Annotated in this window: 10 protein-coding genes and 1 tRNA gene; 1 reads left to right on the top strand and 10 read right to left on the bottom strand. The window is 26.5% G+C overall.

Features of this window, described 5'->3' with window-relative positions; genetic code table 11:
- Nucleotides 1–95 precede the first annotated feature (95 nt).
- Nucleotides 96–380: a putative quinol monooxygenase gene (locus tag QOZ84_RS10615; protein WP_284132943.1), complete on the bottom strand. Its 285-nt coding sequence runs from the start codon at nucleotides 378–380 to the stop codon at nucleotides 96–98.
- A 126-nt stretch (nucleotides 381–506) separates the two neighbouring features.
- Here QOZ84_RS10615 and QOZ84_RS10610 point away from each other — a divergent pair, with 126 nt between their 5' ends.
- On the top strand, nucleotides 507–824 hold the full coding sequence (locus tag QOZ84_RS10610) for a winged helix-turn-helix transcriptional regulator (RefSeq protein WP_284132942.1): 318 nt from the start codon (nucleotides 507–509) through the stop codon (nucleotides 822–824).
- Between the two features lie 57 nt (nucleotides 825–881).
- Here the strand turns inward: QOZ84_RS10610 and QOZ84_RS10605 are convergent, their stop codons facing one another.
- The 9 genes from QOZ84_RS10605 to QOZ84_RS10565 form a co-directional block, all read right to left on the bottom strand.
- Nucleotides 882–1,676 carry an HAD family hydrolase gene (locus QOZ84_RS10605; RefSeq protein WP_284132941.1) on the bottom strand — a complete coding sequence of 265 codons (795 nt, stop codon included), beginning with the start codon at nucleotides 1,674–1,676 and terminating at the stop codon, nucleotides 882–884.
- A gap of 194 nt (nucleotides 1,677–1,870) precedes the next feature.
- The gene (gene ade, locus QOZ84_RS10600) at nucleotides 1,871–3,565 is read right to left on the bottom strand and encodes an adenine deaminase (RefSeq protein WP_284132940.1); all 1,695 of its coding nucleotides are present in this window, start codon (nucleotides 3,563–3,565) and stop codon (nucleotides 1,871–1,873) included.
- A 226-nt stretch (nucleotides 3,566–3,791) separates the two neighbouring features.
- A complete protein-coding gene (locus tag QOZ84_RS10595) occupies nucleotides 3,792–4,112 on the bottom strand; it encodes a hypothetical protein (protein ID WP_284132939.1) in 321 nt (106 codons plus the stop codon).
- A 116-nt stretch (nucleotides 4,113–4,228) separates the two neighbouring features.
- Nucleotides 4,229–6,214 carry a sensor histidine kinase gene (locus QOZ84_RS10590; RefSeq protein WP_284132938.1) on the bottom strand — a complete coding sequence of 662 codons (1,986 nt, stop codon included), beginning with the start codon at nucleotides 6,212–6,214 and terminating at the stop codon, nucleotides 4,229–4,231.
- Between the two features lie 36 nt (nucleotides 6,215–6,250).
- A complete protein-coding gene (locus QOZ84_RS10585) occupies nucleotides 6,251–7,636 on the bottom strand; it encodes an aldehyde dehydrogenase (RefSeq protein WP_284132937.1) in 1,386 nt (461 codons plus the stop codon).
- Nucleotides 7,637–7,751: 115 nt separating this feature from the next.
- Nucleotides 7,752–8,405, bottom strand: a complete 654-nt coding sequence (locus tag QOZ84_RS10580) for a pentapeptide repeat-containing protein (RefSeq protein ID WP_284132936.1) — start codon at nucleotides 8,403–8,405, stop codon at nucleotides 7,752–7,754.
- A gap of 108 nt (nucleotides 8,406–8,513) precedes the next feature.
- A tRNA-Met gene (locus QOZ84_RS10575) sits at nucleotides 8,514–8,589 on the bottom strand.
- Nucleotides 8,590–8,755: 166 nt separating this feature from the next.
- Nucleotides 8,756–9,904, bottom strand: a complete 1,149-nt coding sequence (locus QOZ84_RS10570; RefSeq protein ID WP_284132935.1) for an MFS transporter — start codon at nucleotides 9,902–9,904, stop codon at nucleotides 8,756–8,758.
- Between the two features lie 190 nt (nucleotides 9,905–10,094).
- Complete coding sequence (locus QOZ84_RS10565) at nucleotides 10,095–11,345, bottom strand: NupC/NupG family nucleoside CNT transporter (RefSeq protein WP_284132934.1); 1,251 nt, start codon at nucleotides 11,343–11,345, stop codon at nucleotides 10,095–10,097.
- Between the last annotated feature and the right edge of the window lie 540 nt (nucleotides 11,346–11,885).

Below are 11,885 nucleotides of genomic sequence, written 5' to 3'. Positions count from 1 at the left end.
CCTGATTATTGAATTTGCCAATTAATCAGGGGATTAAATCTATATTATATTTTTGTACTAATTAATGTACTCTACTAATATTATTGGAAAAGATACTATATTTTATTATATATGTTTACTATACTGTCTTCTTTTTGTAATTCTCTTAGTTTAGGTGCTATATCTTTAAAATGTTTTGTATTCATATGTCTATCTAGACTATTTTTACTTTCCCATTCTTCAAAAAATGTTAGTATATTTTGATTATTTATATCTTGATATAAATTATATGAAATACATCCATTTTCTTCTCTTGTTTCTTTTATTAATGTTTCTACGATTACTTTAAATTCCTCAGTTTTACCTTCTATTAATATACATTTTGCAGTTACTATAAACATCTTTTATCTCACTTTCTATAATTTTATTTTTAATATTCTTATAGTTACCTAAAAGTTAGTATTATATTATTTTTTAAAATAGTTTAAAATATAAAGAGTTCTTATTAATTAATTTGAGGTGATTTTTTGATTACTAGAGATGGTAAAAAGTATGTATGTAAACTTGATTGGGCATTTGAAATTATTCGTGGTAAATGGAAAGCAGTTATACTTTGTCATCTACTAGATGGTACTAAAAGATTTTTAGAGTTGCAAAGAATCACTAGTGGTGTTAGCCATAAAGTTTTAAATGAAAAACTTAGAGAACTCGAAAATAGCGGATTAATATGTAAAAAAACATATAATGAATACCCTCCAAAAGTAGAATATTATCTTACAAATAAGGGTTTTGAATATGCTAAAGTTTTAAAAGAAATTGAGTTTTTAGGAGAAAAATATTTTTAAAGACTAAGTTTATTAAGAGGCTATCTCAAAATAGCAGATACCCTCTATAAAACTCAGTTATATAGTTGCTTCTTTTTTTAATGCTACTTCTTTTATAGCTTCAATAACTCCATTTTCATCATTTGTTTTTGCAACAAATCTAGCCTTATCTTTAACTTCTTCTTTAGCATTTTCCATTGCATAACTATAAAATGCTGATTCCATCATTTCTAAATCATTCATATGGTCTCCAAATACCATAGTTTCATCATATTTAATATCAAATTTTTCTTGTAATATTTCTATAGCTTGTTTTTTATCTCCGCCTAGTCTACATATATCAAAGCAAGCTTTTCCTGAAGGTGTTATCATAAGTTCATCCTTCAATCCTTTAAAAGCCTCTAAAGACTTATTTATGACTTTTTCTTTTCCAAATGTAGTTACTTTTATTATCTTATCATCTATTTTAGTAATATCTTTAACTACTTTAATTTTAAGTTTATACTTTATTCCTATTATAACTGGTATTATACTTTCACTGTACATAGTATCTTTACCACAATACATAGTAAATCTTCTTGAATTTTTTCTTACTATTTGTGCTATTTTAGCTATTTTTTCTTTTTCTATATAATTTTCAAATAATACTTCATCTTTATATACTATTAAATTCCCATTATTTGAAGCTAGTATTATATCTTCATCTATATCTTTAAATACGTTTTTTAAAGAAACTATATCTCTTCCACTTACAGCTGCAAATATTATATTTTTGTATTTTAAATCCGCTAAAATTTGATTAAACTCTGGATTTATGTTTTTATTTGAATCTAATAAAGTTCCATCCATATCAGATGCTATTAATTTTATCATTGTACTATTTTCTCCCTTTAGTTTAAAATGTTTATAAATACTTACTACATTCCTAGTTTTAAATAGGCTTAACTTACATTATACTCTATTATTTTAAATTCACCAATTTTACATATTAAAAAGGATATAAATAAATTTGTATCTACACAAATATATCTATATCCTAATTAAACATAAAAAATATAAATCAAAGATTACATTAATTCAAATAAATCCACATCAAATAATCCTATATCTGTTAAACGTATTTGTGGAATAACTGGTAATGCCATAAATGATAATGTTATAAATGGATCAGTATGTTTTGGTACTCCCATATTTCTTGCTGTGTTTATCATTTGGCTAGTAATTTCTTGAACTTCATGTCCGCTTAATTGACTTATAAGACCTCCTATTTGAAGTTCTAGTTCTCCTACAACCTTTCCATTAGAAGTTATGACATATCCCCCTTGTATTTCATTTAAATGATTAATAGCTAACAATATATCTTCATCATTGTCGCCAGCTACAATAATATTATGTGAATCATGAGCTACAGTAGTTGCAATCGCACCATTTTTCATTTTAAAACCTTTAAGAGGTGCTACAGCAACATTTCCTGTGCCTCTATGTCTTTCTATTACACAAATTTTTGAATATTCTTCATTGGGCTTGAAATATCCATTTTCTTGTGGCAGTTCCTCAAATAAGTGGTTAGTAAGTATTTGATGTGGAACTATCTCTATAATGTGATTTTTATCTTTAGCTTCTAATTTTAATTTATCAACTGTTATTTCTTTAAAATACACAGTTTTTAACATATCTAAATCTTTAATATCATATCTACATTTATCAAATGTAGTATCATCTACTAAGTCACCATCTTTATATACATCTAAAACATCTATATTTTCTAAGTTATCTAATATAACTATATCTGCTTTATATCCGGGTGCTATAGCTCCCATTCTTTTTAGACCATAAGTATTAGCACTATTATAAGTAGCCATTTTTATTGCTTTAATCGGATTCATTCCTAAGTCTATGGCACGCTTAATATTATGTTTAATATGTCCTTCTTTCTCTATATCATCTAAATGCTTATCATCTGTACAAAACATAAAATTATCTATTGGTAAATTAGATTTAAGTAATCCGCTTACTATGGCATCTAAATTTTTAGCAGCACTACCTTCTCTAATCAATATCTTTAATCCTACTTGAACTTTTTCATAAGCTTCTTCAAAATTAGTGCACTCATGATCAGTTTCTACTCCAGAACATGCATAAGCTTGTAGTCTTTTCCCATGTGTGTTTGGAGCATGCCCATCTGAAATTTTATCTCTACTATAAGAAAGCTTTGTTAATATTTCTGATTGTGCATCTATTACATCGTTAAAACACATAACTTCTCCTAGACCCAATACTCTAGGGTGATTTATAAAATTTTTTATTTCATCGGCTGTAAATTCACTTCCGTTAGTTTCAAATTTGGTAGCTGGAACTGATGATGGTAGCATAATATAAATATTCATAGGAATATTTTCTGTTGCATCTAACAAGAACTCTATTGCAGATTCACCCTTTACATTAACCAACTCATGTGGGTCTGCAATTAAAGTTGTTGTCCCGCTTTTGATAACTCGCTTTGATAACTCTATAGGCATTACCATAGTAGACTCAATATGCATATGGGCATCTATAAAACCAGGACATATATATTTACCTTTACAGTCTATTTCTATTTCTCCATCATAGCTTCCTACCCCAACAATAGTATCATCTAAAATAGCGACATCCCCTATTATTATTTCTTCTGTAAATACATTTATTATCTTAGCATTTTTAAGCACTTTACTCGCCTTTTCTTTTCCTGATGCTACATTACACATTTTTTTTGATTTAAGCATATTGCTATCTCCTTATAATAAATTCTATAATATTGTATTTTTGTATAAAAAAATAACTAACATAGTTTTTCTAAATATCCAATATTTAATTAGATACTTATAATAAACATTATGATAGCTACTTATGAATGTTTAATATACTCTTAATTTTCTATTTATTATATATTTAATATAAAACGATGTCAACATGTATTCCTAGATATTAATTTTATATATTAAAAATATATTATAATCCTATTAAGGTATCAACTTCTTTATTGGGATTATATTTTCCTACTATGTAATCTATATCAAGCAAACTATCTGATTTAGTTATATAAGTCAATAATTTACTATATAGTGCTAATATATGTTCTTCTTTATATCCAAACTTTTTTATATTATCTATAATATCTTCAATCATATCTAGCTTATTATCATTAAATATCGATATCATATCTAATATATATTGTATTTGTTGTAATCTATCCTCTTTCATTATTCCATCATTTAACATTTGAATATATAAATACTGCATAGCTTCATTTACCCTATTTCTTTCGTTCATAATTTTTATTCCTCCATAAATTGTCTTCACTTCATAATTCGACAATTTTAAAGAAATTCCTTTTCTATATAATAAAAAAGATTATGCATATTGTGCATAATCTCTTCTAACACTATTTAGTTGTATAATTCATATATATCTGATAGTTCCAATTCTATTTTTTGAACATCTATTTTATAATCCTCTTTTTCTTCAACATATCCTTCTAGTATCTTATTCGGTAAAAGTACTTCAAATTCAGTTCCGTTTTCACCATCACTGTCTATATATATTTCACCTTCATTTAATTTAACTATAGAATATACTATGCTAAGTCCTATTCCACTACCTTCATTTAATCTAGTTAATGATTTGTCGCTTTGTACAAATCTATCAAATATAGTCCCTTGTATTTCTATAGGGATTCCTATTCCATCATCCTTTACACTTATATATACCCACTGACTATCTACACTAATTTCAACTAGTACATTCCCTTTTTGTCTTGTGAATTTTATAGCATTTGATAATAGATTAAGCATGATACGCTCTATCATATCTATATCACATTTTATTATATGTTCTTCAATTTCTGTATCAAATAGAATATTAATCTGTTTAGGCTTTGCATAATTAACTATTGACAGAGTTATATCCTCAACTAGCCTTACTATATCATAATTTACAAATTTAGGTTGTTTAAATCCTATATCTATTTTAGTTATATCAACAATATTGTTTATAAGTCTTAACATACGTTGACAATTACTTTTTAGGCATTGCTTATGATTCGAGTATACTTGTGTAAAATCATCTGGGTTATTTTCACATTTCACATCTAATAATTGTATCGTTGAATAAAAAATATTTACCGGAGTTCTTAGTTCATGAGATATGTTAGCAAAAAAATCATTCCTAATTTGTTCTTGATTTTTCATTTTTTCATATTCTAATAAGTATCTTTTAGTTCTTAGTCTTTCTGATATATCATTAAATATAATTACAATATTTTTATTATTTGTGTATATATACTGGATACTGCAACTTAATGTTATACCACTGTCTTGTATCTCTATAGTTCCTTTCCAATGGCCAATTTTCAACATATAATTATTGATTTCATCTAATTTTTGCTCGTCTATTTTATCTCTTCCACTTGTGAAAATATTTTGTAATTCACTTTCGCTAATTTCATCTTTACTACCCCAATATTCTTTTGCTTTATCATTTGTATATTTTATATTTTGCATTTCGTCATATATAACTACACAACTATGTCTACTTTTATCAGCTATTTTTTTAAATATACTAAGCTCATATTCTAATTCTTTGTTTCTTTTTAAAGTTAATATAAGCTCACATATTATACCTACTATAAATATAATAAATCCTACATATGTAATAGATATTGACACTAATTTAATATTAGCTAAAGGATTTATAATCCCTACTATTGTATATATCCACTTTAATGTGAAAATAAATGTACTCGCACTTATTACAGAATAAATATACTCTTTATATTTTATACTTTTTATTAAATATACTATTGTTACAATAGTATAAATCGCAGTTAAAAATATATTATAATTAATAAATTGTTGTGTGCTCTTAAAATCAAATTTTATGATATTGTTTATTTTTAATATACCTATAAGTACTGATATACTAGCTACTATTAGTATAGATTTTACTTGATTGTTTACAATCAACTTTTTTGTTTTTTTAAAAGGTGATATACTTATTAATAATATAATTACCCTAAATAGTGATGTTAGCATAAATATATAATTGTTCCTATTTGTCATAGAATTATCAACATGGCCAAATACTATATCTACAAAAAATATTGTATGAACAAGTGATAATATAAATATTTCCTCTTTTTTAGTACTATTGTAGCAAAGTATACAGCTCCCTACAGCTACCCCTGCTAACACAGCATTGAATATTTTTATAAACATTATTATATAATTTGGCCTTAACCCACCTGAGTCTAGAAGTATAAATAATAATTGCATATAAATTAATCCTATAATTAGTGCTATTAGCATAATTATACTTGTAGCTATTTTATTTTGTTTTAAGGCTTCTTTTTTTGCGCCTATATTTCTATTGTTCATGTATTCTTTTCTTCCTAACTTAATCTAGTAGTAGTGTTATTTCATAATTTTTTTAACTAACTTTATTTTGTCATTATACGGTGGGAATACTAACTTAATATCTATTTTAGATGACTTTTTAACTATTCCTTTTTCATATGTAAAAGTCTTAAAGCTACTTAGTCCATGATATTTACCTATACCCGATTTGCCTACTCCACCAAACGGAAGATATACAGATGCTACATGGCTTATGGTATCATTCACACATCCTCCTCCAAATGTGAAATTACTTATTATTTTTTCACTAAAAATTTTATCCTCTGAAAATACATATAATGCAAGTGGCTTTTCATATTTGTTTAAATAAAATTCTATATCTTTCATATCTTTGTACTTTATAACTGGCATTATAGGTCCAAATATTTCATCTTGCATAACTTCATCTAAATATGTAACATCACCTAATATTGTTGGGGATATATATCTTTTTTCTAAATCAATTTCTCCTCCAATTATTATTTTTTCTCTATCTTTTTCAATAATATTACTAAGTCTTCTCATATGCCTATCATTTATAATTCTTCCGTAATCTTTGTTTTGTTTTATATTTTCACTATAAAATTCTTTGACCATAATTTTTGACTGTTGCATAAATTTATCATACACGCTCTCATGAACCAAAATATAATCTGGAGCTACGCAAGTTTGACCTGCATTTGATAATTTACCCCATATTATACGTTTTGCCGCTATGTCTAATTTTGCAGTTTTATCAACTATTACAGGAGATTTTCCCCCTAATTCTAAGGTTATAGGAGTTAAATGCTTACTTGCTTTTTCCATTACTATTTTACCTACATTTACACTACCTGTAAAAAATATATAATCAAAAGGCAAATCAAGCAATTGACTATTTACAGTGTAATCTCCATTTACTATATCCACATACCTTTTGTCAAAAGTTTCATTTATTATTTTAACTAAAACGGCTTCTACTTTAGGAGTAAATTCTGATGGTTTTATAACCGCTGTGTTTCCCCCTGCAAGTGCTCCAATTAAAGGTTCTATAGTTAATTGAAATGGATAGTTATATGGTCCTATTATAAGTACACATCCGTATGGACTATTGTAAATATATGATTTTCCTGGAAGTTGAGCTACGTCATTTTTGACTTTCTTGACTTTGTTCCATTTTTTTATATTTTTTATACTATAATTTATAGACCTATATATAAACCCTACTTCACTTGTAAAAGCTTCAAATTCTGATTTCCCTAAATCTTCATATAATGCTTTTATTATTTCTTTCTCATATTTTTTTATAGTATTTTTCAAATTTTGTAAAGCTTCTATTCTATTTTCTATACTTATATTTCCCAGATTTAATCTATATTGTTTTTGATATTTTAAAATTGCTTCATAATTGTTCAAATCTATCATCCCCTAGTTATATTTATATATTTAATTATATACTAAAAACCGTGTTAAGAAGTATATCTCAACACGGTTTTATATTTTATAATACATAGAAAATTATACTCATTTTAAAATAATATTAAAGAATTCCTTCTTCTTTGTATTTTTGTAAAGTTTTTATTATATAACTTAATGTACAAAAATCTTTATCTAAGTTTTCTTCAATAATACCTAATCCTTTTATTAAAGTTTCTTCTTCAAAGTTTTCTAATAATATCATCATGCTTATAGGACTAACCGCTCCTGTTTTTGTATCTAGCACTCTTGCAGATTTTACAAAACTATTGTTCATTGCAGATTTTGCAGCTTTTTGTAAAGACTTGCTAACTTCTAACTTTGGCATTTCCTCAAATATTTTAACATCATCTGATAAATTTAAGTTTATAGCTTTAGTAATATCTGTAGATACAAATATTACATTTTTAAAAGTTGCCCCATTAAAATCAACTCCCTCTAAGTTAGCTGAATCAAATATTGTATTTTCAAATTTAGCTTTTTTAAATTTACTCTTTTTTAAGTTTGTAGCAACAAATTCAGCTGAATCAAATGTAACTTCATAAAAATTACATGACTTAAATTGAGCTCCTCTAAAACTTGCAAAATTAAAGTTTGAACCTGAGAAATCACAATTGTAACAGTTGCTTCTTCTTAAGTCTTTATACATAAAATTCTTATTTAATTTTTTTATATTGTTATAGTTAAATTTATCATTTACAGTTTTCTTTTTATCCATTTCTTCCTCCACCTAAAATATGTTCTATTTTAGTTCGCTATGCTTTTATTTTATTCTTACATAAAAAACTCTCATATCAAAAGATATAAGAGTTTGATTATACTTTATTGGTTGCGGGGGCAGGACTCGAACCTGCGACCTTTGGGTTATGAGCCCAACGAGCTGCCAACTGCTCCACCCCGCGTCATTATTTTATTCTGTTTCTTTATCTGTTGCCTAAGTACTATATTAACTCATTTAAATAATTATGTCAACACTTTATACGTTTTATATTTTAAAATAGAAAATAAGCATATTTTAAATAAATATATCTATCTAAATAATACTGCTTATTTTCTTAGTTAATCTACTTAAATCTCATTATATTTTTCTTTACTTATATACAAATAAACTCCATATAAACCGATACCCATTATTACAAAGCAAATCATAAATGCATATTTTAAATATATATCTGCACAAAATCCTATAGCTATAGATATAAATGCACTAGCTACACTTCCAACCATAGAATAAACAGAAAGCATTGTTGCTCTATTTTTACTTATAGATTTATTTTTAATATCTAAAACTATAGGCGATATCATAGATATTAATCCGCTTAATCCAACTATAGCTATAATACTTACAAATATACTTTTATTAAAAATCAATATAGCTATACAGATTAGCATTACCACAATCATAGCTTTTAACGTTTTATACTGCCCAAATTTATTGCTTAATATATATGTTTTACAAGAAAGCATACCTAAAAGCTCAGAAAATGCACTTATATACCCTAAGTACTTAATTTCTAATCCAATACCTTTAAAGTGTAGTTGACCTAAATTTATACTGATTCCATAAGATATGTCTGCTATTAATGTTGTAGCTATTACAAATATGAATATATGTTTAAAAGATTTTGAATTTTCAAGGCATTTTTTAATACTAATACATTTCTTATCAATAGATTTTTCTAGATCTATATCTTTTGTAAAGCATATCATTACAACGCTTAATCCATATGCAATTACAGTTAAAAACACTGCAAACTCCATTGATTTTGATATTATAAAATAAGAACATATAGAGGCTATAAAAAATGCAAAACTACCAGATGCTCTATATCTTCCAAATATTTTTTCCGTATTTTCACTACCACATGAGTTATATAAAAAGGCTATATCACATCCAGATATCCCTGATAAGGAAATTGCCATTAAAATTGTTTGACCTACAAAGTCATTAAATCCATGGCAAAATAATAAAGCCACTCTACTTAAGAAAAACAATGAATATGATATTACTAATGTTTTTTTGTAACCATATTTATCTGCAAAATATCCCCAAGGTACCTCTGTAACTATCCCAATTATCATTAATAAAAAGTCTAAAAAGAAAAATTCTCCTACTGAAAGTCCTCTTTCCATTCTAAACAATAAACTTACTGGACCATAAAATACAAGCCCTTGCAAGAACGCTGTTGTATACATTAAATACAAATTTCTTTTCATAAAGTCCCCCTGATTTACTAATTCATTAATTAATCAGGGGATTATATATGCAGCTGCATTCTATTGCCCACCCCCATATGTTTTTATGATTTAATTGTAGTGTATTAACTATTGTTTATCAAACTAAAAAACTCCCATTTTGATATTTTTATCAAAATAGGAGTTCTCTTGTATTTTAATTATATATTATCTATATAGCTATTATTAAGCCTACAACTAACGCACTTAATAAACTTACTGTAAATCCACCTAACATTCCTCTGAATGCAAGTTTTGCTAATTGATTTCTTTTTTCTGGACAGAATACTGATATTCCTGATATGCATATACCCATACTAGATATATTTGCAAATCCTGTTAAAGATATTGCCATCATAAGTCCAGTTCTATAATCTAAACTACTTAACATTGGTCCTAACTGTCCAAATGCAACAAATTCATTTAACACTAACTTACTTCCAAGTAATTGTCCTGCAGTTAATATATCTTCTTTTGCTAGCCCCATTAAGAATCCTATTGGTGCAAATATATATGATAATATTTCTTCTAATGATAATCCAAAAATACCTAATGTCCCATTAACTAAAGCAACTAAAGATATTATAGCTATAAGAGATGCACCTATACCAAGAGCCATATTAAGACCGTCATTAGCACCTTGTGATATTGCTGCTATAAGGTTTGCATTATCACCTTTATTATCTATTTCTACACTTTTCTTTTCCGCAGAAGCAGCAATTTCATCTAAGTCTGCATTTAAATCTAAATCTGCTAATGATGGTTTAACTTCTGGAAGTATAATCTTCGATACTATTATACTACCTAGTGGAACTAATGATCCCCCTATTAAAAGATATTCCATTGGTATTCCAAGTCCTGCATATCCCATTAAAACAGTTGCAGACATACTACCCATACCAGATATTAAAACTAACATTATTTCACTTTCGCTCATATCACTTAGATATTTTGCTACAAGTATTGGAGATTCAGTTTGACCTAAGAACATATTCGCAACTGCTACGAAACTTTCAACTTTACTAGTTCCAAGTATTTTCCCTATAACTCCACCTATTGCTTTAACTACAAATCCTATAATTCCAAGATAGTATAATGCCGATACTAATGCTGATATAAATATTATATTACCTAATACTTGTATCCCAAATATCATTCCAGTTGGTGCTCCTGCATCTGCTAACGGACCAAATATAAAGCTTAGTCCTTCAGCTCCATAGCTTAATATGCTTGTTACTACATCAGATACTTTCTGTAAAGCTACTCTCCCTAGTGGAAACTTTACTAATAAAAAAGCCACTGCAAATTGGATTAAAAATGCTTTTATTATCATTTTTTTATCAATTTCTTTTTTGTTAGATGATAAAAGGTATAATACTCCAAATAAAATAGCTATACCTAATACATTTATTAATATTGTCATATTTTTTTCCTCTATTTCTTTAATATTGTATGTTGGGTTTAATTTTTGTGATATATAACTATTAAGCTCATTAATTAAGCTTAAATCTAGGCTTCAAATACACTATAATATTTTTTATTATTCAACTATTTTCATTTTGTATACATCGAAGTTTTAATTATATATTACTTCATAAGTATCTTCATTATTTAGGCTACTTATGTTAATATAAAAAAATTATGATTGAAGTTCTTATAAAAATGTATCGTATACTAACTTTTATATTTGAATAATTCACTAGTATTATAAAGACTCATTTAATAACCCTTCTACATATACTGACTTTTATAACTAAAAATCTAATTTAAACACCGTATTATATTATAACGCTTATCCATTTGTCATTACAAGTATTTTTAATTTTTTATAACTTCTATTGAATTAATTCAAAATCGAGTAGGAGCTAAATAATTATTTTATTTAGCGTCCTCTCACACCACCGTGCATACCGTTCGGTACACGGCGGTTCATTAAGTTTCATGCACTTTTGAATATCTCTTG

The organism is Romboutsia sedimentorum (assembly GCF_030131845.1).
In the GTDB taxonomy this organism is placed as follows: Bacteria; Bacillota; Clostridia; order Peptostreptococcales; family Peptostreptococcaceae; genus Romboutsia_D; species Romboutsia_D sedimentorum.
Note: the sequence above shows the minus strand (reverse complement) of the source record. Positions and strands in the feature narration are given on the sequence as shown.

Bases quoted from the DNA above. Each gene is read 5' to 3' on its own strand.
- QOZ84_RS10615 (WP_284132943.1), bottom strand. From the start codon at position 380: ATGTTTATAGTAACTGCAAAATGTATATTAATAGAAGGTAAAACTGAG.
- QOZ84_RS10605 (WP_284132941.1), bottom strand. From the start codon at position 1,676: ATGATAAAATTAATAGCATCTGATATGGATGGAACTTTATTAGATTCA.
- ade (WP_284132940.1), bottom strand. From the start codon at position 3,565: ATGCTTAAATCAAAAAAAATGTGTAATGTAGCATCAGGAAAAGAAAAG.
- QOZ84_RS10595 (WP_284132939.1), bottom strand. From the start codon at position 4,112: ATGAACGAAAGAAATAGGGTAAATGAAGCTATGCAGTATTTATATATT.
- QOZ84_RS10590 (WP_284132938.1), bottom strand. From the start codon at position 6,214: ATGAACAATAGAAATATAGGCGCAAAAAAAGAAGCCTTAAAACAAAAT.
- QOZ84_RS10585 (WP_284132937.1), bottom strand. From the start codon at position 7,636: ATGATAGATTTGAACAATTATGAAGCAATTTTAAAATATCAAAAACAA.
- QOZ84_RS10580 (WP_284132936.1), bottom strand. From the start codon at position 8,405: ATGGATAAAAAGAAAACTGTAAATGATAAATTTAACTATAACAATATA.
- QOZ84_RS10570 (WP_284132935.1), bottom strand. From the start codon at position 9,904: ATGAAAAGAAATTTGTATTTAATGTATACAACAGCGTTCTTGCAAGGG.
- QOZ84_RS10565 (WP_284132934.1), bottom strand. From the start codon at position 11,345: ATGACAATATTAATAAATGTATTAGGTATAGCTATTTTATTTGGAGTA.